The organism is Flavobacterium panacagri (assembly GCF_030378165.1).
Lineage (GTDB): Bacteria > Bacteroidota > Bacteroidia > Flavobacteriales > Flavobacteriaceae > Flavobacterium > Flavobacterium panacagri.
Genome location: NZ_CP119766.1, coordinates 2,989,532 through 3,010,311, shown reverse-complemented (window position 1 = coordinate 3,010,311; position 20,780 = coordinate 2,989,532). Strand labels below are relative to the sequence as shown.

Sequence of the window (20,780 nt, the reverse complement as noted above, 5' to 3'; positions counted from 1 at the left end):
TTAATTATTTCGAATATTTTAACGCTTTTTCGGCTCTTATTGACGAAATTTGCGTCTTTAAAATTTTCGACTATTAACAACAACCATGAAAAAACACAACTACAGCGCAGGACCAAGTATTTTACCTCAGGAAGTTTTTGAGAAGGCATCAAAAGCAATTTTAAATTTTAATGATTCAGGTTTATCTATCCTTGAAATCTCGCACCGAAGTAAAGATTTCGTTGCAGTTATGGAGGAAGCTCGTTCCCTTGCTTTAGAATTATTAGGACTTCAGGGAAAAGGTTATCAGGCTTTATTTTTACAAGGTGGTGCAAGTACAGCATTCTTAATGGCACCTTATAATTTATTAAAAGAAAACGGAAAAGCAGCTTATTTAGATTCAGGAACGTGGGCAACTGCGGCAATAAAAGAAGCTAAACTTTTCGGTGAAACTATTGTTGTTGCTTCTTCAAAAGACGACAATTACACACATATTCCAAAAGGTTACGAAATTCCAGCTGATGCTGATTATTTCCACTGCACAAGCAACAATACTATCTTTGGAACTCAAATGAAAGAATTTCCAGCAACTAATGTTCCTGTTGTTTGCGACATGAGTTCTGATATTTTTTCACGTGAATTAGATTTCTCTAAATTCGACTTAATCTATGCAGGTGCTCAAAAAAATATGGGGCCAGCTGGAACAACTTTAGTTGTGGTTAAAGAAGAAATCTTAGGCAAAAACGGAAGAACAATTCCAAGTATGTTAGATTATGCTAAACATATCAAAGCAGAAAGTATGTACAATACTCCATCTGTATTTGCTGTTTATGTTTCTCTTTTAACTTTACAATGGATTAAAGAAAAAGGTGGAATTGCTGCTGTTGAAAAATTAAACAACGCTAAAGCGGAATTACTTTACGCTGAAATCGACAGAAACCCATTATTTAAAGGTGCAGCTAATGTAGAAGATCGTTCTAACATGAACGTAACTTTCTTATTAACAAACCCTGACCATACTGCTACATTTGATGCTTTATGGAAAGAAGCTGGAATTTCAGGATTGCCTGGACACCGTTCTGTTGGTGGTTACAGAGCTTCTATCTACAACGCTATGCCAATTGAAAGCGTTCAGGTTTTAGTTGATGTAATGAAAGCATTGGAAACTAAAGTTTAGTTTTCAGTCGCAGTCATAGTTTACAGTACAAAAAAAGAAAAAAATTAAAATTGGTTTAATCAATTAAATGATTAACCAAACAAACAAAATACATACAATGAAAGTATTAGCAAATGACGGAATTTCTAAAAGTGGAATTCTAGCCTTAGAAAAAGGTGGATTTGAAGTGATCACTACAAAAGTAGCTCAAGAACAAGTAGCTAACTATATAAACGAAAACAACATTGACGTAATTTTAGTTCGTAGTGCAACTAAAGTTCGTAAAGATATTATCGATGCTTGTCCTGGAATTAAAATCATTGGACGTGGCGGTGTTGGTATGGATAATATCGATGTGGATTATGCAAAAAGCAAAGGAATCCATGTAATCAATACTCCTGCTTCATCTTCAGAATCTGTTGCTGAATTAGTATTTGGACACTTATTTAACGGTGTTCGTTTTTTACATGATTCTAACAGAAACATGCCTCTTGAAGGAGATACTAATTTTGACGGTTTGAAAAAAGCGTATGCTAACGGAACTGAATTAAGAGGAAAAACTCTTGGTATTGTTGGTATCGGACGTATTGGTCAAGCTACTGCAAAAATGGCTCTTGGTTTAGGAATGAAAGTTATTGCCGCTGATAGTTTTATCCCTGAGGTTGATGTAAAAGTTGAATTTTTCGACGGACAATCTATTACAACTAAAATTGTTTCTCAATCTTTAGAGTCTTTATTTAAAGAAGCAGATTTCATTACATTACACGTTCCTGCTCAAAATGGATACATCATTGGAGAGAAAGAATTTGAGATCTTAAAAGATGGTGTTGGAATTGTAAACTGTGCTCGTGGAGGTGTTATTGACGAAGTAGCTTTAGTAAAAGCTTTGGACTCTGGAAAAGTTGCTTTTGCAGGTTTAGACGTTTTCGAAAACGAACCAAAACCAGAAATGGCAATTTTAATGCACTCTAAAATCTCTTTGACGCCGCATATTGGAGCTGCAACAGGAGAAGCACAAGATAGAATTGGCACTGAATTAGCATCACAAATCATTACTTTGTTAAGCTAATTAACTATAATTAAATTACTTGCGAGGGATTTATTAACATTGTTTAATAAATCCCTTTCTTTTTTTGTTTAAATTTGAGTTCTAATCTAAATCCTAAAAATCATGTTTGAACAATTAACCCAATTAGTACAACAATATGGAGGCGATGCAGTGGTAAACAACAACGCTGTTCCTAACGAACATAACGAAGCCGTAATCAGTGAAACAAGTAATTCAATTTTTGAAGGATTAAAAAAAATTGTTTCTGAAGGCGGAACCGATCAAATTGCTGGATTATTTAATGGAAATTCTTCTATCGACAGTTCCAATCCTGTGGTACAGCAGATCCAACAGCAATTAAGTGGCAGTCTGGGTCAAAAATTTGGACTTAGCAGTGCAGATTCAAACGGAGTGGCGTCTAATTTAATTCCGCAGATTTTAGGTTCTTTGGTTAATAAGGCAAAAGATCCAAATGACAATAGTTTTCAGATCACCGATATCATCAATTCCATTTCTGGAAATAGCGGACAAGCTTCAGGAATTATGGACACTATTTCTAAATATGGAATGCAGTTTGGACTAGACCAAAACAACGACGGAAAAGTAGATGTAGCCGATGTTTTAGTAGTTACTAAAAGTAAAGGCGGTATTGCTGGATTTATCGGAAAACTGTTTGGAAGTAAGTAAAAAAGCCCTAAGGTACTGAGACGCCCATAAAATAAGGATTTCATCCTTAGCTTTTTAAGAACATAATCACACAAAAAGCTGTTTATAAAATAAACAGCTTTTTGTGCTTAATTGAAAACGTAGATTTTCAGAATCCCAGCTCCCTATAACCTTAAAAAAAGTTAATTCTTAACTTTTTCCCAGCATTTCTTTGTAAATTTATAACATGAAAAAATGCATTTCCATATTAGTTGTTTTAGCAACAATAATTGCCTGCTCCACCGCTTCGCAAAATATTGCAAACAATGATAATGCATCAAACAAAAAGCAGTCAGATACCATTAGAATAGCAAATGATTCTTTGGAATATGAAGTTATCATAATAGACAATGGTTTTAATTACTGGCTTGCCTCAAGAGCTTTTCCAAGAAACTATCACTCTTTGTCTTTTCTGGAAAACAAAAATCAGCAATACGTAACGGAATGGAACATTAGAGTTTTACAACCCAACCGATACGATCCGAATTTATATGAAATGAGAATAGATTACCAACCACAAATTCATTATGGATACGAAGTAAATTACTTGATTTATAATTATATGATTTATTTTCAAAATACTTACAAACAAAAACTCGCGGGATACGTTCCAGTAAGATAATGTTAGTATATTTGTAATGATTATAAATAAATAATGAACAGACTTAAAAAACGCTGGGGAATTACTTCCAACCTACAAGCCATAATTATACTTATTGTTTTTGCCATCACCGGATCGGCATCTGCATGGATTTCTAGACCTTTTTGTGACTGGGTGGGAATACATAAAGAAGATTTAGGAGCCGTTTGGTTCACTCTTATTCGTTTATTAATCATTCTTCCTGTTTATCAGGTTTTATTAGTTGCCATCGGGACCATTTTTGGACAATTCCGTTTCTTTTGGAATTTCGAAAAAAAAATGCTCAAAAGAATGGGACTTGGATTCCTTTTTAAAGATTAATTCTTGACTATTATTTTCTTCTATCATTAAACAAACCGTTCTGCTTAGAGATTCTTGTTTATATTTTTTTTAAATTATTTCAAATTCCTTGAATTTTAGAAATTTTCTGTTTCTAAATAGTCTTTATCGTACGCAATCCCTTTAATCATCTAATGCGAACATTTCAGTAATTCAGCATTAAAAAAACACATTACATTTTTTTACATTATTTTTCTAAAAAATCATCATACAGAACAGGATGGTGCAGGATAGTTTTGTTTTAGGCAATAACAAACTTTACTATAATGAAAAATTATTTAAATACTGAAATTCAGCTATTTAAACAATTAAAACTATTACTTACTAACCAAACCACCATTGAAATGCTGAAAAATTACTTAAAACTTTCCGTGATAACGGCAATGCTCTGCCTCATCGTGCCTATGCCCCAGATTTTTGCCCAAAATCCAATCGTTAAAATTGACTTTGACCAGTCAGGAAGACCTAAAGCAGAAGTTAACGATCCCGATTATACTGCTTGGGTAATTGCTTCTGGAAATACCAGCACTTATACCGAAAACGGTGTTACTTTTACTGTAACAAGAGTTGGAGATAAGGGAGACGCCTTAGGAACCAATTGGTATAAAGCTGGAATCCAAGCTCCTTATTATGCAAGATTAATTAGTGACGGTTTAACCGTTAAAGGAACAACTGCCAATCAAGGTGCACAAATAGAACTTAAAATAAGCGGACTAGCAACTGGGGAACATACGCTACTAGCTTTTTTCAATAATGTAGATAGTCCAACTGGAAATAATTTTAGTCCAATTGATATTTCTGTTAACGGAAACTTGGTTGTAGATAATTTAATTCCGTCTGTAAGAGCACTTAAAACTGCCGATGCCAAATCTACTTATTTAAAATTTCAAGCAACAGCTGGAAATGATGTCATAATCCTGCTAGCTGCAGAAACCTCGGGTACAGAAAATGTAAAAAACTTTATATTTAATGGCTTCGAACTTAATACGCCTAATATTTTCTATCAAGCCACCAATCCAAATCCGAAACAGAATGACGAACATGTTGAATTGTCTTCAGGAGGAAAATTATTGCAATGGACAGCCGCAGCAAATGCCGTTTCTCACAATATTTATTTTGGAACAGATCAAAATGCTGTCAACAATGCAACTCCATCTTCGCCAGAGTACAAAGGAAACCAAGCTTTAGCCAATAATTCTTTCCAAGTTAACGTATTATATACTGGCGCAACTTATTACTGGCGTGTAGATGAAGTTTTAGCCAACGGAGTTGAAAAAGGAAATGTATGGCGTTTTCGTCCTGCACAGCTTGCTTTTCCAGATGCTGAAGGATATGGACGTTTTGCCCGTGGAGGACGTGGCGGAAAAGTAGTTGCCGTAACCAATTTAAATGACAGCGGCCCAGGAAGTTTCCGTGAAGCTGTAACTAATGATATTGGTCCACGAACAATTATTTTTAATACTTCAGGGATTATTCAGCTGCAATCTCGTTTGGTTTTAAGTCAGCCTTATGTGACAGTTGCAGGACAAACGGCACCAGGAAAAGGAATCTGTATTCGATCTGCTCCTTTTGGAGTTACTGGAAATGATGCTGTTGTTCAAAATTTAAGAGTTCGTGTTGGAGCAGGACCTACTTATGACGGAATGGGACTTACTGGTGCTGATAACAGTATTATTGACCATTGCTCTATTAGCTGGACAATTGATGAGTCATTCAGTTCTAGATCAGGCAAAAATATAACCCTTCAAAGAACACTTATTTCTGAGGCATTAAACGCAGCAAATCATCAAAATTATCCTGCTGGAACAGAACACGGTTATGCCGCTACAATTGGAGGCGATATTGGAAGTTTTCATCATAACTTATTGGCACATTGTTACGGTCGTAACTGGAGTCTTGGTGGCGGACTAGACGGAAGCGGTGCTTATGCTGGAAAAATGGACATTACCAATAATGTCGTTTACAACTGGGGAGCAAGATCAACTGATGGCGGAACGAAAGAGGTTAATTTTGTAAACAATTACTATAAACCAGGAGCGGGAACCAAAACATTTTTTGCTTTTAATCAGCAAAATGAAGGTGCAGGAACTGGAACACAACAATGCTATTTCAGCGGAAATGTAATGCCAGGTTATTTTGACGAAAGCAATCAGACTGCCGGAAGGAGAGCTTCTGGAGTGACTGTAACATTTGAAAACTTTGTAAATGCACCGTTTTTCCCTTCTTATGTCACCACACAATCTGCAAAAAATGCTTATAAAATTGTACTTTCTGATGTTGGATGTACACAACCGGAATTTGATGATCACGACCAAAGAATCATCACAGAAACTTTAAACGGGACTTATTCTGCTGTTGGAAGTGTAACCGGCAAACCTGGATTCCCTGATAATGAAGCTGATGTTGGCGGATTTGAAACATATCCAACTGTAGTTCGAGATGCAAACTGGGATACTGATCAAGATGGACTTCCTAATTGGTGGGAAGCTATAATTGGAACTAATGTAAATTCTGCAATTGGAGATTTTTCAGACGCAAATGCAGACACCGATCAAGACGGATACACGAATCTGGACAAATACCTGCAATGGATGTCATTACCGCATTACGAAACTACGCAAGGTGCCAAAATTGACATTAATATTCAAAAATTATCCAGAGGATTTACCAGCGGTGTTTCTTATGCAATTTCAAATGTGGTAAATGGAAACGCTACACTTAATACAAACATAGTAGCTTTTACTCCAGCTTCAAACGGATTATCTTCTTTTGAATTTACGGTTACCGATTCTGAAGGAGGCACAATGAAACGTAAAGTAAATATTGTGAGCGGACAAACTGTCCATTTAGGCACTGAAGAAATAACGAAAACAACAAAAGATTCATTCAGTGTATGGCCAATCCCTAGCAACGGAACATTTTCTGTATATGTTGATAATGAAGAAACAGAAATTTCAGACCTTAAAATCTTTGATATTTCTGGAAAAGAATTATTAAAACAAAAAATTAGAGGAAATACCCAGGAAACTATTCAATTACATTCTAAAGGAGTTTTTATCATTAAATTGACGGATCCGCAAACTAAAAAAACAAAATATATAAAGAAGATAATTGTTCAATAAATCAAGAATAGCAAAGACGGTTTATTTAAAGCCGTCTTTTTTTATTTCTTTTGAAAAAAATAGGTATAAATCCAAGTCAATGTAAATGAAGGAATAATATCCGTAAAGGGCAGTATTTCTTCCAAGAAAGTCAAAAATCCAGCGACCTTCCCTACTCTTCCTTTGTACATTCTAGTCATAATAACACCTGCAATTGGTGCCCAAATTATATCTCCAAATTCTCCCAATCCAAAAACAGAATAAGTCAGCATACCAATTCCATCCAAAATTAAACCTATAATCAATTTGGACATTCTGTTATCTTCTATAGCCTCTAAGTCCTGCATTTTAAGTCTTATTTGAGTTTAATCGAAATTAGAAATAATTCAGAAAAGATATTTATCTCTTTATTAAATTTAATTTCTAAATTCCCACTTTCCTATCCATTTTTTGTGACGGCCAATAATGCACCAAAATCTCCATCGGTTTGAATCCAGTTTTGTGACGGAAGATAAGCACGTGATACAAATCCGTCAAGATAAAGTGCATTTTTACACCCCAAACTTTTAAAATAATTAGCAAAATCATAGAAATTAACTTCTTTCTTAGATAACACAAAAACTATATTTCCGTTTGGCAAAATACCTACTCCGTTCCTAATATTTAGATTTTTAGATCCTTCTTTAAAAGCAGCATGAATTTGACCATCAATAACCAACATTGGACCAGATTGTGTGGCAAACTCTATTTCTTTATTATTCCTAAAATTCTCTGTAGTACAAATTACCGCGTTTTTTTTAGTTGTGATAAAAAATACGCCATTGGGTTTTAAATAAAAATTTCCGTCTGCATTTTTGGTATCTAAAGGAGATAGTACTTTTTGCTTTTCAATATAAAGTCCCTGCGGAGAATGATTGGCATCATACATTCCAGCATTCATAGCAAAATCCAATTTTAAGCTCTTTTTTTCAGTCCAAAGTTTAAGATTTTCAATGCTTCCAAAGCGCTTACTATTTTCATCTTTCCAAAACAGTTTCAAATTTTGTTTTTTAACATCTACTTGATAAGTTAAAAAAGAATCATTGTTACTTTGTTTTGCAAAAACAAAAACAATACTAAATGCCATTGCAAACACAAATAAACCAATTCTGAATTTCATTTTTATACTATTATTTTCAGCTAAATATAAAAATTTATTACTTCATAAAATTCTTTTAGAACTCATTTTTATATCGCTAGATTCTTCGTTTCTTTGTAAAAACAGTTTCACTAAATGATACAGGCACAAAACATACATAAATTCTACGATAAACTTGAAGTTTTAAAAGGAGTTGATTTACATATTAAGAAAGGCGAAATTGTTTCTATTGTTGGTGCATCAGGCGCTGGAAAAACTACGTTACTCCAGATTTTAGGTACTCTAGACAAACCAGATTATACTCCAGGTTCTTCTTTAACTATAAATGGTAAAAATGTTCTTGAATTGCAAGACATCAAAAAAAGCAATTCGAAAGAAGAAAAAACATTCCAAATAATTACTTGGACTGGATCTATTTATATTGTACTTCTGGCTGTATATTTATTATTTTTTAGAACTAAAATTTTTGACGACACATTGAGAATAGTGTTAAGCGTGGTTTTATTTCTGCCTATATTTTCAATGCTTTTTTACTACAACCGTTATTTCAAAAAGAAAAGCAAACAAGACAGGATATTATCTGATTTCAGAAATTTAAACCTAGGCTTTATTTTTCAGTTTCATCAGCTTTTACCTGAATTTACAGCTTTAGAAAACGTTTGTATTCCGGCTTATATTGCTGGTAAAAAAACTTCAGAAACCGAAGCTGAAGCAAAAAAGTTGCTTACTTTTTTAGGACTCTCCCATCGTATCAATCATAAACCAAGCGAACTTTCGGGCGGAGAACAACAGCGCGTTGCAGTAGCTAGAGCTTTAATCAATAAACCTGATGTTATTTTTGCAGATGAACCTTCAGGAAATCTGGACACTCATTCTGCCGAAAACCTGCATCAGTTATTCTTTCAGCTAAGAGACGAATTCGGACAGACTTTTGTTATTGTGACTCACAACGAAGAATTAGCTAATATGGCCGACAGAAAATTAGTAATGTCAGATGGGCAAATTATCTCCTAAATATGGTTTTAATTGTAATCAGCTGGATCTATATTCTTTTTACAACAATAAACTTAGGCTTTCTAACAGAAAAATTTTTTCAGTTAAAAAACAAAAACTTTGTCATCACTTCTATTTTCGGACTATTCTTAGTTACGGTTTTAGCGAGTATTTGGGCTATTTTTGGGAGAATAAACATTGAATTTCATGTTTTCTTACTGCTAACTAACATTTTATTATACATTGGATTTCAAAAATCAATCACCGAACATTATAAGGTGTTTTGGATTGAATTGACACAATTAAATAAAGCTCTAAAAGCTTTTTTAATCATCATAACATTTTTGATTTTAGCTCAATGCGCTTCTATTCCTTTTGTCATTGACAATGAATCTTACTACATTCAAACCATAAAATGGCTTAATGAATATGGTTTTGTAAAAGGACTCGCAAACCTTCATCTTTTTCTAGGACAAACCAGCGGATGGCACGTTACCCAAAGTGCTTTTAATTTCTCTTTTTTATATAAAAATTTTAATGATTTAAGCGGTTTTTGTCTGCTTTTAGGAAACCTTTTTGCTATTCAAAAACTGAATGACTATTTCAAAAACAACAACTCAAATTATTTAATTATTGGATTGTTTCCTCTATTTAATATTTTGTTCTTTCAATTTATCAGTGCACCTTCTCCCGATATTCCAGTTTATGTTTTTTCGTTTATTTTCTTTTTTTACTTCTTAGAAAACTTAAAAAAATTAACTTGTGAAACTTTCAATCTGTTGGTTATTTTAGCACTTTTTTTGTTCTACATAAAAAACACCACTGTAACATTTTTTGTTTTCCCTATTATCTTATTACTATTTCATTTCAAATCGATATTCAAAGAATTATTAAAACCTGCTTTACTTTCAATCATTATAATCTCTTTATTTATTGTAAAAAATTTGACTATATCTGGTACAGTAGCTTTTCCGTCAAATCTTTTTACTTCTCTTTCAATGGATTATGCTATACCAAATTCCATTCAGAGCTTTTACTATGAACAACTTAAATGTTATGGCTATTTCATAACTCCTGAAAAATATAATTTGATGTCTTCTTGGGATTTATTCATTAGATGGATCACAATGCCAAAACTTAATGGTGTATTTAATAAAATCAGTATTCTTCTGATTCTTATTGTGCCTTTTTTTATTTTGAAATTTAAAAATGAAAAGGCCCTTTGGAGTATTCATTTTGTCATGGTAATACAATTGATTCTGCTTTTGATAACCTCTCCGCAATACCGATTTTTCCTTAATTACATTTTATTTTTCTCTCTTTTCTGTTTGATATGCATGATAAAAAACAACAGAGTGATTAATATCCTAATAATGTTTTCCTTAATTCCTGTTGTTATTGTTCTATTTTTCTCCATAAATCTGAGTAAATTTGCCAATAACAAATCATTGATGGAAATCAGTAATTTTTCCAGCCAAAATATTATCTTTCCTTATTCCAATTCAAAAAACAGCACCACGTTTGAAACTATTCAAGTAGGAAATTTAAAATACAATTCTCCTCAAAATAATAATTTTTTCTGGGGAAATGGGAATGGCGATTTACCTTGCATTAATAAAGTGCAGATAGAATATTTTGAAAAATATTTTCATTATAGACCGCAAATGCGCACCAATAATTTAAAAGACGGATTTTATTCCAAAGAAGTTACTAAAAATGAATAGTACAGAACTAAAAGAATTCTTAGACGAAAAAGTCATTCAATATAATAATCAGGATTTTATTGAAAGTGATCCTGTTCAGATTCCGCATCTTTTTACTCAAAAAGAAGATATCGAAATTGCAGGGTTTTTAAGCGCTTCCATTGCTTGGGGAAACCGCAAAATGATTATCAAAAATTCGCATAAAATGATGGAATTAATGGGTAACACGCCTTACGATTTCGTGATGTCTCATAGTGAGGAAGATTTAGCAAAACTAGAAACTTTTGTGCACAGAACTTTCAACGGAAATGATTTTGCTGGTTTTATAAAAGGTTTAAAAAGCATCTATGAAAACCACAATGGATTGGAAAATGTATTTGCTAAAAATCAGGAAAAAGAGAGTTTACAAAAGAGCATCAGCGAATTCAAAAAGATATTCTTCGAAACAGATCATTTGGCCCGAACTCAAAAACACATTTCGGATCCTTTAAATAATTCCGCAGCGAAAAGAATTAATATGTATTTACGATGGATGGTTCGTCAAGATGCGAAAGGAGTCGATTTAGGAATTTGGAAGACTATTTCGCCTGCTGTTTTATCTTGTCCGTTGGATGTTCATTCTGGAAATGTTGCCCGCAAACTTGGAATTCTTTCGCGAAAGCAAAATGATGCCAAAGCTTTATTGGAATTAGACACTAAATTAAGAGAAATGGACGCCAATGATCCTGTAAAATATGATTTTGCCCTATTTGGATTAGGCGTTTTTGAAGGGTTTTAAACTACAAAAAATGCAAAAATAGCAATTTGTCAGGGTGAGCGAAGTCGAAGCTACTCTCTAATGGAAGAACTCTTGGACTTCGCTAAAGGCGACAATACGACATCTAAAATTATAAATTCAACAAAAAACCATGAATTTAACGTACATTTGCACAAAATTTAAAGCAAATGAGCACTTTCGAAAAATTTAATCTTCCAAAATCAGTACAAAAAGCAATAGACGATTTAGGGTTTGTTACGCCAACTCCTATTCAGGAAAAATCTTTTTCAGTGATTACTTCCGGACGAGATATGATGGGAATTGCGCAAACCGGAACTGGTAAAACATTTGCTTATTTACTACCGCTTTTAAAATTATATAAGTTTACCCATACTAATACTCCTAAAATTGTAATTCTGGTTCCAACCCGCGAATTAGTTGTTCAGGTTGTAGATGAAGTAGAAAAACTAACAAAATACATGTCGGTTAAAACTTTAGGAATTTATGGTGGTGTAAACATCAATACGCAGAAAAAAGCCGTTTACGAAGGAGTTGATATTTTAGTTGGAACGCCTGGAAGAACAATGGATTTAGCTTTAGACGCTGTTGTTCGTTTTGATGAAACTCAAAAACTAGTTATCGACGAATTTGACGAAATGCTGAATTTGGGTTTCCGTACGCAATTGACGGCACTTTTGGCAATGATGAAAACCAAACGTCAAAATATTCTTTTCTCAGCAACAATGACGGATGAAGTTGATGCAATTTTAAATGATTATTTTGATTTTCCTGAAGAAGTTACTTTGGCAACTTCAGGAACTCCACTTGAAAAAATTACACAAATTACATACAACGTTCCAAACTTTAATACAAAAGTAAATTTACTTCAACATTTATTGGAAACAGACGAAAGCATGGAACGCATCCTGATTTTCGTAAACAATAAAAAGATTTCGGATATGCTTCACACGCGCATTGAAGAACTATTTGAAGGTCAGTTTGGAGTAATTCACTCTAATAAATCTCAAAATTATCGTTTGAGCGCAATGGCTGAATTTCAGGAAGGAAATCTTCGCGGACTTATTACTACCGATATTATGGCAAGAGGTTTGGATATTTCTAATATCTCGCACGTTATCAATTTCGAACTTCCTGAACTACCAGAACAATACATGCACAGAATTGGTCGTACAGGCCGTGCAGACTCAACAGGAACTGCAATAAGTTTTGTAACACCTCGTGAAGAAGAATACAAAATTGAAGCAGAAGTTTTAATGAATCAAGAACTTAAAATCGCTGCTCTTCCAGAGGAAGTGGAAATTTCAGATAAATTAATTGGCCCTGAAAAAGACAGACAGCCTATTAAGTTTTTAATGAAGAAACCGAAATTAGAAGGAGATGGTGCTTTTCATGAAAAATCTAAAAAGAACCAAAAAATTAATCTTGGAGGTCCATCCAAAACCAAAAAGAAAACTCATGGTTCTGTTAACAGAAATATGTTGAAAACAAGAGCTAAGAAGAAAAAAGACGGAAAATAATCTTTTTTAGATGCTAAGATTCTAAGGTACTGAGGTTCTAAGATTTTTTTCTTAGTTTTTAAATAATAAAAGACTCAAAGATAAGTGTTATTCACTTCTAATCTTTGAGTCTTTTCTCTTAGTAACTTAGCGACTTCTTTTTAAATCTTCGTAAAAACCAAACCTACCGGCGAACACAATTCAATTCTTTTTCCAGTATCAGTAATTTTCCCTGTGGTTTTATCTCTTTTAAAAATTACAATATCGTTTGTGTATTGATGACCAACTAAAAGGTAATTTCCTGTTGGATCAATCGCGAAGTCTCTTGGACCTTTTCCTAAAGTGCTTTGCTGTTCTACCAACTCTAAAGAACCATCTTTTTGGATTTTGTAAACTGAAATAGAGTTTGCATCTACACGATCAGAAACGTATAAAAACTTTCCATCCGGCGAAATTTTAATTGCTGCTGCTCCTGTTCCGCCTTTAAATCCTTTTGGAAGAATACTCGTTTCAGCAACTACTTTTAAATTTCCTGTTTTGTCGTAGCTTAATGTTGTTAATGTTCCGTCTAATTCTTGAACCAAATAAACAAATTTACCGTCTTTACTAAAAGTCAAATGTCTTGGACCACTTCCTGGTTTTACGTCAACACTTCCTTTTAATGTCAGCATTTCGTTTTTAGAAGTTGGATTGTATTTATAAATGAATATTTTATCTAAACCTAAATCATTTGACAAAACGAACTTTTTGTCTGGAGAAAACATTACCATGTGAACATGTGCTTTTTCCTGACGCGCTGCGTTTGGCCCTTTTCCTTCGTGCTGGATTAACTGCTGCACTTCCGTAATGCTTCCATCTGGATTTTTCTTAAAAACAACGATGTTTCCACCAGAATAATTGGCAACAATTACATTTTTATCATCATTAATTAAATGACAAGGATCTGCTCCCAAAGAAGCATTTGAGTTTAAAAATTTCAATTTACCAGAAGCTGCATCATATCCAAATGCGCTAACCGCACTTTGAGTTCCATTTTCGTTTACGGCATATATAAATTTATTGTCTGCAGAAACCGATAAATAACTCGGACTAATTACATTTTCAGAGGAATTTTTTACTTTAAAAGCACCTGTTGCACTATCGAATTCATAAACATAAATTCCGTTGCTTTGACAGGTATTTGTATAAGTTCCCACTAATAAGTTGAACTTACTTTGAGCTTTTACCGTGGTCAAGGATAAAGCTGAAAATAAGATTAAATATATTTTTTTCATAGTTTGTTTTTTTTAATCAGCTAAAATAAGGAATAATATTGTTCTGAAACCGCTTGATTGTTACAAAAGAAATTACAAAAGTTACATTTTTATTATTAACCATATAAGTTATATAAGTTCATCTTAGCTTTTAGAACCCAACTTATAATCTCTTACATGAACTTATATGGTTTCAACTGTATTTTTTTTCCGATTCATCTACAGTGCTTATAATTTCTTACATGAACTTATATGGTTTAAAATAATTTTTAATTCGTATTTTTGACGAGCATCTTCGCGAAAAACAAAACGTAGTGAAGTAAATCGAAGCCAGAATGCATTTTAAACATCCCGAAATTCTATACTTTCTGTTTTTATTGATCGTTCCAATTTTGGTTCACTTATTTCAATTAAGACGTTTTAAAACTTCCTATTTTACCAATGTTCGATTCTTAAAAGAACTTGCCATTCAGACTCGTAAAAGTTCTAAAATAAAGAAAAGGCTTTTATTAGCCACTCGTTTATTATTATTAACCTGCATCATCTTAGCTTTTGCACAACCGTTTTTTGAAGCTATTGACAGTAAAAATGCTTCAAACGAAATGTATATTGTTCTGGACAATTCCTTCAGTATGCAGGCAAAAGGAAAAAAAGGCGAATTATTGAAAAGAGCGGTTCAAGAATTGCTTGAAAATACTCCCGAAAATACGCAGTTTTCACTTTTAACCAACACTGAAAATTTTTGGAATACCGATATTAAATCTTCAAAAAGTGCTTTACAAAACTTAAAATACAGCGCTTCTCCATTTGATCTTTCAGCTATAACAGCTAAAATCAAAGCACATAAATCAGCGCATAAAAAAGATATTGTTATTATCACCGATGCAGTTGGTTTGAAAGAAAAAGACATTCATAATATAGATTTTGAAGAAAAACCATACTTTATAGTTCCTAAAGCGGAGCAAAAAAATAACGTTTCAATTGACAGTGTTTACATCAATCAGACTTTGGAAAACTTCTATGAAATTGGTATAAACTTATCCGCTTATGGTGAAGATTTCAAACCTGTTTCAACTGCTTTATACAATCAAAACAAACTGATTGCCAAAACGATTGTCAATTTTGACACAAAGAAAAAGAAAATCAATTTCACGATTCCAAAAGAAGCTTTTCACGGCTATGTAGCAATTGAAGATAATGGTTTGACTTATGATAATAAATTGTTTTTCAGTATTTCTAAAAACAAAAAAACAAATGTTATCAGCATTGGAGAACCTGAAAAAAGCAATTTCTTATCGAGAATCTACACTCCTGATGAATTCAATTATCACAATTATTCCATTAGCACTTTAGATTACAACAGTTTAGAAAAGCAGAATACAATTATCTTAAATGAATTAATTGATATTCCGCAAGCCTTACAGACCACTTTAAAAGCGTTTGTTTCTAAAGGCGGCAATCTGGTTGTGATTCCTTCTGAGAAAAGTTCCCTTTCTAATTTGAATAATTTACTGAGTAATTTTGGAAAAGTTCAATTTGGGAATTTAGAAACCAACAGCAAATTAATCACTAAAATCAACTTCGATCATCCTTTGTTTTCAGGTGTTTTTGAAAATAAAATCTCGAATTTTCAATATCCGAAAGTGAACAGTTCATTTGCGGTTTCAAGTTCTTATCCTGCTGTTCTTTCATTTGAAGATCAGACTCCATTTGTCACTGCTGTTCAGAATCAGGTTGCAGGAATAACAGTTTTTACAGCTCCTATAAATAGCACTAATTCTAATTTTCAGCAATCGCCATTGATTGTTCCATTGTTTTATAAAATAGCACAGAACAATCAGAAAACAGGTGTAAATGCTTTAACCATTGGAAATAATCAGCCTTATTTTGTGGATGTTCTTTTGACTAAAGATGCTATTCTGGAAGTTAAAGGAAATGAAGATTCTTTTATTCCGGTTCAGCAGATTTTAAACAATAAAGTTAAATTAACTTTTAATGATTTCCCTGAAACGGCTGGCAATTATGGAATTTTCGATAAAAAAGAATGGGTCGAAAACATTAGTTTTAATTACAACAGAACTGAAAGCGATCTGAGTCAGGTAAACACCAATGTGGTTTCAGATTTCAAAACTGCCGATACCCTATCAACTATTTTTAACACCCTACAAACTGAGCGAACTGACAGCCAAATTTGGAAATGGTTTGTTATCTTTGCACTGTTATTTTTAGCATTAGAAATGGCAATTATAAAATTTGTGAAATAATTTTCAAATTATTCGTTTAGTATGTCATTTCGACGAAGGAGAAATCACACATGCTGAGAACATTTGGAACGGAATATCTAGTGAGATTTCTCCTTCGTCGAAATGACAAAGCGGAATCTTTTAATAAAAAATAAATTTCTCTACATATGAAAATAATCATCAAAAGCGCCAAAATTATCGACTCTAAAAGTCCGTTTCACAATCAGACCGTTGATCTTTTAATTGCAGATGGTTTAATAGAAAAAATAGGCGTTTCGCTTCCAAACGACGATGCTGAAGTTGTACGTTTCGAAGATCTTCACGTTTCTCAAGGCTGGTTTGACAGTAGTGTTTCTCTTGGAGAACCAGGTTACGAAGACAGAGAAACCATTGCAAACGGATTAAATGTTGCGGCAAAAAGCGGATTTACAGCAATTGGTTTACAGCCTAACTCTTTACCAATTATTGACAATCAATCTCAGGTAAGTTTTGTGAAAAATAAAGCAAATGGTTTTGCAACAGAAATTTTTCCAATCGGCGCTTTAACAAAAGTAAGTGAAGGAAAAGATATGGCTGAACTTTTTGATATGAAAAATGCCGGTGCAATCGCTTTTGGAGATTACAACAAAAGTATTGATAACGCCAATATTCTGAAAATCGCTTTACAATATGTACAGGATTTTGATGGTTTGGTTATTGCTTATTCACAGGATCCAAACATCAAAGGAAACGGTGTGGCAAACGAAGGAATTGTTTCTACCAGATTAGGTCTAAAAGGAATTCCGAATCTTGCGGAAGAACTGCAAATCTCAAGAAACTTATTTTTATTAGAATACACAGGCGGTAAACTCCATATTCCAACGATTTCTACAGCAAAATCGGTTGAATTGATTAGAGAAGCGAAAACAAAAGGTTTGAATGTAACTTGTAGTGCCTCTGTTCATCACTTAGTTTTAACAGATGAAAAACTGGACGGATTTGATACGCGTTTTAAAGTAACGCCGCCATTACGCACTGAAGTGGATAGACAAGCTCTTTTAAACGGAGTTGCTGACGGAACGATTGACACCATTACTTCAGATCATAATCCGATTGATATTGAATTCAAGAAAATGGAGTTTGATACAGCTAAAAACGGAACGATTGGATTAGAAAGTGCTTTTGGAGCATTATTAACCGTTTTACCATTAGAAACTGTAATTGCAAAACTAACTTCAGCAAGAGCTATTTTCGGTCTTGAAAACAATACAATCGAAGAAGGTGCAAAAGCCAATCTGACACTTTTTACGCCTGAACACAAATCAACTTTTACAAAAGAAAACATTCTTTCAAAATCTAAAAATTCTGCCTTTTTAGGAACAGAAATAAAAGGTTCTGTTTATGGGATTTTAAATCAAAATCAACTTGTTACAAAATAATACAATGAATAATTCAGTCGAAGAAGGAAAACCAATCGCCATTACCAGTTATATTCTGATTGTTGGTGTTTTGATTGCCATGAGCATGAATTCTGAAAACAAAAACAGTTTTGCTTCTTTTCATATCCGCCAGGCTTTAGGATTGTCTTTAACCTTTATTTCTTTTGGAGCAATCGTTAGCAATTTCGATAGCTTTTACATCACTTTCCCCATGTGGATCTGCATTTCTATTCTGTGGACTTTTGGTATTTTTAATGCTATTCAAGGACAAATGAAACCGATTCCTTTAGTGGGAGAATTATTTCAAAAATGGTTTAAAAAAATTGGATAGATTTTTAGATTCCAATTAAAAAAATCCAAATTCCAAAACTTTGTCAAAGTTTCAAACTTTGACAAAGCCCAAACTGAACACTAAAAATCTGAACACTGAACACTAAAAAAATGAATCTATCTTTAGAATATAAAATACAAGAACCAAAAGTAATTTTAGACAAAAACCCGCTTTTATTGTTATTACACGGATACGGAAGCAACGAAGCCGATTTATTTTCTTTTGCCTCCGAACTTCCTGATAATTATTATGTAATTTCAGCAAGAGCACCTTACGATTTGCAATACGGAGCTTACGCGTGGTACGCCATTAACTTTGATGCAGATCAAAACAAATTCTCTGACAATGAACAAGCAAAAACTTCAAGAGATATTATTGCTAATTTTATTGACGAATTAGTAGTACATTATCCAATTGACGCCAACAATGTAACTTTAATCGGATTCAGCCAAGGATCTATTTTAAGTTATGCAACAGCTCTTTCATATCCTGAAAAAATCCAGAGAGTTGTGGCAATGAGTGGTTATTTTAATGAAGAAATCATCAAAGAAGGTTTTGAAAATAATGACTTTACAAACTTAAAAATATTTGCTTCCCACGGGACTGTAGATCAAGTTATTCCGATTGAATGGGCTAGAAAAACTCCTGCGATTTTAGAAAAACTAAACATTCCGGTTACTTATAAAGAATATCCAGTTGGACATGGTGTTGCTCCGCAGAATTTCTTTGATTTTAAGAATTGGTTAGCTTTATAGTTTTGAGTCTTAGCAACAATTTTAAGTAAAAAAGGCATGTCAGATTGGTATCGAAAAAAAACTTGGACAAAAGAAGATGAAGAACATTTCTTCAGCAAATTGGCGCGTGCAAGAAAAGATGGACGCGCACAATATCTAAAAATTCAAGCAATTGTACTGGTTGAAACTAAAGAACCTGAACTATTAAATATTGCTAAAGAATTACTTCAAAAAATTCTTGATGAATACCCAAATGATAACTTTAATAAAAGTTCTGTCTATAATACTTTTGGAGAGATTTTTTCACTAGAAAAAAATATTGAAAAGTCATTACAGTATTATAAAAAATCTATTGATTTTGAAGAAGTTTATCCTAACGTACAAACTGGGTCTTATTTAGGTTACTCAGAATTGATAATAAAAAATCAATTAACTCACGAATATCTAAACGTAGAAAAAATTTTAGAAGATAAAATATCTGGTTTATTGTTTCCTATAGAAAAATACAAAGTGTTCTCAATCCTAGCAATTCTAAATTATCATAATTCAAAAAAAGAAATTGCAAAAGAATTTGCCAAATTAGCGAATGAAAATGCTCAGACAGAAACTTCAGGATTGCGTTACCACAAACATTTAGGTATTGTTTCCGAAAGAGATGTTTTTCTAGAACAAATATTAAACAAAAAACTTTGAAAAGTTCTAAGTTACCTACTGAGACTCCGACTGAAAACTAAAGTTTATTCTCCAGTATAAATTATCTTCCCATCTTTCTTCAAAACATATCCTTTCCACGGAATTAATTCTAGATCATCTTTTTTCCAAGAATCACCTTCGGATTTTCTTTCTAAAATGATGGATTCTTTTTGAGTATCTAAGAAAAGTTCTGCTTTATTTCCGTCAAAAATTACATACGAAACCGTAGAATATGTTTTTCCATCTTCAGCATGATTCAATCTTGTGCCATTTTCAAAAACTCGGATACATTCTTTTTTCAACTCAGACCAAGTGTAACCTGCAGAAGCTTTACAGCCGTGAGAATCAGAATCTCCGCCTATGACAGTTTCTTTTTGAGGCTCTTTTGGAACGCTATTATTTTCTTTATTTTCCTGAGAAACTTTTTTTCCACAAGAAAACGCACTCGCAATAATCAAAAACAAAAAAATCTTTTTCATAATCCTAATAGTTTTAAATTGAGCAAAAAAAATAGGATTATAAAATCCTATTTTTGATATAACCAAGTTTGATTTACTTCAAAGGTAATATTATCGTCGTTATCCACAAAGTATTTTAATAAGACTTCTCCCCACAACTCCCCATTGCTGTAGTCTGCAATAATCCATCTGTGGTTTAAAATTTTTACCTTATTGATGATAAATTTAGTCGGTCCAATCTGGTCTTGTCCCGTGTACGGATTTCCTTTTGGATTTGAATTAAAGTCTAATAGTTTTTCAGTTACAACCGGAATTAGTTTTTCGTATAGAATTACTTTTCCACCTGAGGCACTGTTATCAAAGTAGTTTTGAGCATTTTCGTTATGTTCCAAAGAAAAATAATCAGCTTCTGCTAATTGCGTTTTCACTAGATTAATACTATCTCTGAGCTTCTTAGTAGTTTTATCATATCTATTTTGCGCAAATTTTACCTCTCCACTGTAAAATGCATAAGTAAAAACATTCATTAAAATGGCTAAAATAAAAAGATAAAGCATTAAGGATTTTTTCATTG

19 protein-coding genes and 2 pseudogenes are annotated in these 20,780 nt (G+C 33.0%); 16 read left to right on the top strand and 5 right to left on the bottom strand.

The window, feature by feature from the left end:
* Nucleotides 1-85: 85 nt before the first annotated feature.
* From serC to P2W65_RS13325, 6 genes are all read left to right on the top strand, one after another.
* Entirely contained in the window at nucleotides 86-1,156 is a 1,071-nt protein-coding gene (gene serC, locus P2W65_RS13350) for a 3-phosphoserine/phosphohydroxythreonine transaminase (RefSeq protein ID WP_289657930.1), read from the top strand.
* Nucleotides 1,157-1,253: 97 nt separating this feature from the next.
* Nucleotides 1,254-2,204 (top strand): D-2-hydroxyacid dehydrogenase, encoded by a 951-nt coding sequence (locus tag P2W65_RS13345; RefSeq protein ID WP_091491293.1) that lies wholly within the window; start codon nucleotides 1,254-1,256, stop codon nucleotides 2,202-2,204.
* A gap of 102 nt (nucleotides 2,205-2,306) precedes the next feature.
* Entirely contained in the window at nucleotides 2,307-2,870 is a 564-nt protein-coding gene (locus P2W65_RS13340; protein WP_289657927.1) for a DUF937 domain-containing protein, read from the top strand.
* Nucleotides 2,871-3,075: 205 nt separating this feature from the next.
* Nucleotides 3,076-3,510 carry a DUF6146 family protein gene (locus P2W65_RS13335; RefSeq protein ID WP_289657925.1) on the top strand — a complete coding sequence of 145 codons (435 nt, stop codon included), beginning with the start codon at nucleotides 3,076-3,078 and terminating at the stop codon, nucleotides 3,508-3,510.
* A gap of 33 nt (nucleotides 3,511-3,543) precedes the next feature.
* Nucleotides 3,544-3,849 carry a DUF6787 family protein gene (locus P2W65_RS13330; protein WP_289657923.1) on the top strand — a complete coding sequence of 102 codons (306 nt, stop codon included), beginning with the start codon at nucleotides 3,544-3,546 and terminating at the stop codon, nucleotides 3,847-3,849.
* Between the two features lie 284 nt (nucleotides 3,850-4,133).
* Nucleotides 4,134-6,989 (top strand): T9SS type A sorting domain-containing protein, encoded by a 2,856-nt coding sequence (locus P2W65_RS13325; RefSeq protein WP_289657921.1) that lies wholly within the window; start codon nucleotides 4,134-4,136, stop codon nucleotides 6,987-6,989.
* 41 nt (nucleotides 6,990-7,030) lie between these two features.
* On the opposite strand, the gene P2W65_RS13320 is transcribed toward P2W65_RS13325, so the two are convergent.
* Both P2W65_RS13320 and P2W65_RS13315 read right to left on the bottom strand, forming a co-directional pair.
* A complete protein-coding gene (locus P2W65_RS13320; RefSeq protein ID WP_289657919.1) occupies nucleotides 7,031-7,315 on the bottom strand; it encodes a hypothetical protein in 285 nt (94 codons plus the stop codon).
* 92 nt (nucleotides 7,316-7,407) lie between these two features.
* Entirely contained in the window at nucleotides 7,408-8,127 is a 720-nt protein-coding gene (locus P2W65_RS13315) for a phosphodiester glycosidase family protein (RefSeq protein ID WP_289657917.1), read from the bottom strand.
* Between the two features lie 114 nt (nucleotides 8,128-8,241).
* Between P2W65_RS13315 and P2W65_RS13310 the strand changes: the two are divergent.
* From P2W65_RS13310 to P2W65_RS13290, 5 genes and pseudogenes are all read left to right on the top strand, one after another.
* Nucleotides 8,242-8,466 (top strand): annotated as a pseudogene (locus tag P2W65_RS13310) (ATP-binding cassette domain-containing protein); the annotation flags it as partial.
* Nucleotides 8,467-8,673: 207 nt separating this feature from the next.
* A pseudogene (locus P2W65_RS13305) lies at nucleotides 8,674-9,120 on the top strand (ABC transporter ATP-binding protein); the annotation flags it as partial.
* 2 nt (nucleotides 9,121-9,122) lie between these two features.
* On the top strand, nucleotides 9,123-10,823 hold the full coding sequence (locus tag P2W65_RS13300) for an LIC_10190 family membrane protein (protein ID WP_289657915.1): 1,701 nt from the start codon (nucleotides 9,123-9,125) through the stop codon (nucleotides 10,821-10,823).
* Nucleotides 10,816-11,580 carry a TIGR02757 family protein gene (locus tag P2W65_RS13295; protein ID WP_289657913.1) on the top strand — a complete coding sequence of 255 codons (765 nt, stop codon included), beginning with the start codon at nucleotides 10,816-10,818 and terminating at the stop codon, nucleotides 11,578-11,580. The genes P2W65_RS13300 and P2W65_RS13295 overlap by 8 nt, the downstream gene beginning before the upstream one ends.
* A 167-nt stretch (nucleotides 11,581-11,747) precedes the next feature.
* Nucleotides 11,748-13,097, top strand: a complete 1,350-nt coding sequence (locus P2W65_RS13290; protein ID WP_289657911.1) for a DEAD/DEAH box helicase — start codon at nucleotides 11,748-11,750, stop codon at nucleotides 13,095-13,097.
* Nucleotides 13,098-13,237: 140 nt separating this feature from the next.
* On the opposite strand, the gene P2W65_RS13285 is transcribed toward P2W65_RS13290, so the two are convergent.
* Entirely contained in the window at nucleotides 13,238-14,350 is a 1,113-nt protein-coding gene (locus P2W65_RS13285) for a lactonase family protein (protein WP_289657910.1), read from the bottom strand.
* A gap of 314 nt (nucleotides 14,351-14,664) precedes the next feature.
* On the opposite strand from P2W65_RS13285, the gene P2W65_RS13280 reads away from it, so the two are divergent.
* From P2W65_RS13280 to P2W65_RS13260, 5 genes are all read left to right on the top strand, one after another.
* Nucleotides 14,665-16,593: a BatA domain-containing protein gene (locus P2W65_RS13280; RefSeq protein WP_289657908.1), complete on the top strand. Its 1,929-nt coding sequence runs from the start codon at nucleotides 14,665-14,667 to the stop codon at nucleotides 16,591-16,593.
* Nucleotides 16,594-16,739: 146 nt separating this feature from the next.
* A complete protein-coding gene (locus P2W65_RS13275; RefSeq protein WP_289657906.1) occupies nucleotides 16,740-17,990 on the top strand; it encodes a dihydroorotase in 1,251 nt (416 codons plus the stop codon).
* A 4-nt stretch (nucleotides 17,991-17,994) separates the two neighbouring features.
* A complete protein-coding gene (locus P2W65_RS13270) occupies nucleotides 17,995-18,321 on the top strand; it encodes a hypothetical protein (protein WP_179007593.1) in 327 nt (108 codons plus the stop codon).
* Between the two features lie 110 nt (nucleotides 18,322-18,431).
* Entirely contained in the window at nucleotides 18,432-19,076 is a 645-nt protein-coding gene (locus P2W65_RS13265; protein WP_289657902.1) for an alpha/beta hydrolase, read from the top strand.
* Between the two features lie 36 nt (nucleotides 19,077-19,112).
* Nucleotides 19,113-19,748, top strand: a complete 636-nt coding sequence (locus P2W65_RS13260) for a tetratricopeptide repeat protein (RefSeq protein WP_289657900.1) — start codon at nucleotides 19,113-19,115, stop codon at nucleotides 19,746-19,748.
* Nucleotides 19,749-19,792: 44 nt separating this feature from the next.
* Here P2W65_RS13260 and P2W65_RS13255 read toward each other — a convergent pair whose 3' ends face one another.
* Complete coding sequence (locus P2W65_RS13255; protein WP_289657898.1) at nucleotides 19,793-20,227, bottom strand: hypothetical protein; 435 nt, start codon at nucleotides 20,225-20,227, stop codon at nucleotides 19,793-19,795.
* A 47-nt stretch (nucleotides 20,228-20,274) separates the two neighbouring features.
* On the bottom strand, nucleotides 20,275-20,778 hold the full coding sequence (locus P2W65_RS13250) for a hypothetical protein (protein WP_091491319.1): 504 nt from the start codon (nucleotides 20,776-20,778) through the stop codon (nucleotides 20,275-20,277).
* Between the last annotated feature and the right edge of the window lie 2 nt (nucleotides 20,779-20,780).

Bases quoted from the DNA above. Each gene is read 5' to 3' on its own strand.
- P2W65_RS13340 (WP_289657927.1), top strand. From the start codon at position 2,307: ATGTTTGAACAATTAACCCAATTAGTACAACAATATGGAGGCGATGCA.
- P2W65_RS13335 (WP_289657925.1), top strand. From the start codon at position 3,076: ATGAAAAAATGCATTTCCATATTAGTTGTTTTAGCAACAATAATTGCC.
- P2W65_RS13320 (WP_289657919.1), bottom strand. From the start codon at position 7,315: ATGCAGGACTTAGAGGCTATAGAAGATAACAGAATGTCCAAATTGATT.
- P2W65_RS13275 (WP_289657906.1), top strand. From the start codon at position 16,740: ATGAAAATAATCATCAAAAGCGCCAAAATTATCGACTCTAAAAGTCCG.
- P2W65_RS13330 (WP_289657923.1), top strand. From the start codon at position 3,544: ATGAACAGACTTAAAAAACGCTGGGGAATTACTTCCAACCTACAAGCC.
- P2W65_RS13260 (WP_289657900.1), top strand. From the start codon at position 19,113: ATGTCAGATTGGTATCGAAAAAAAACTTGGACAAAAGAAGATGAAGAA.
- P2W65_RS13265 (WP_289657902.1), top strand. From the start codon at position 18,432: ATGAATCTATCTTTAGAATATAAAATACAAGAACCAAAAGTAATTTTA.
- P2W65_RS13325 (WP_289657921.1), top strand. From the start codon at position 4,134: ATGAAAAATTATTTAAATACTGAAATTCAGCTATTTAAACAATTAAAA.
- serC (WP_289657930.1), top strand. From the start codon at position 86: ATGAAAAAACACAACTACAGCGCAGGACCAAGTATTTTACCTCAGGAA.
- P2W65_RS13280 (WP_289657908.1), top strand. From the start codon at position 14,665: ATGCATTTTAAACATCCCGAAATTCTATACTTTCTGTTTTTATTGATC.
- P2W65_RS13285 (WP_289657910.1), bottom strand. From the start codon at position 14,350: ATGAAAAAAATATATTTAATCTTATTTTCAGCTTTATCCTTGACCACG.
- P2W65_RS13255 (WP_289657898.1), bottom strand. From the start codon at position 20,227: ATGAAAAAGATTTTTTTGTTTTTGATTATTGCGAGTGCGTTTTCTTGT.
- P2W65_RS13250 (WP_091491319.1), bottom strand. From the start codon at position 20,778: ATGAAAAAATCCTTAATGCTTTATCTTTTTATTTTAGCCATTTTAATG.
- P2W65_RS13300 (WP_289657915.1), top strand. From the start codon at position 9,123: ATGGTTTTAATTGTAATCAGCTGGATCTATATTCTTTTTACAACAATA.
- P2W65_RS13290 (WP_289657911.1), top strand. From the start codon at position 11,748: ATGAGCACTTTCGAAAAATTTAATCTTCCAAAATCAGTACAAAAAGCA.
- P2W65_RS13270 (WP_179007593.1), top strand. From the start codon at position 17,995: ATGAATAATTCAGTCGAAGAAGGAAAACCAATCGCCATTACCAGTTAT.
- P2W65_RS13345 (WP_091491293.1), top strand. From the start codon at position 1,254: ATGAAAGTATTAGCAAATGACGGAATTTCTAAAAGTGGAATTCTAGCC.
- P2W65_RS13315 (WP_289657917.1), bottom strand. From the start codon at position 8,127: ATGAAATTCAGAATTGGTTTATTTGTGTTTGCAATGGCATTTAGTATT.
- P2W65_RS13295 (WP_289657913.1), top strand. From the start codon at position 10,816: ATGAATAGTACAGAACTAAAAGAATTCTTAGACGAAAAAGTCATTCAA.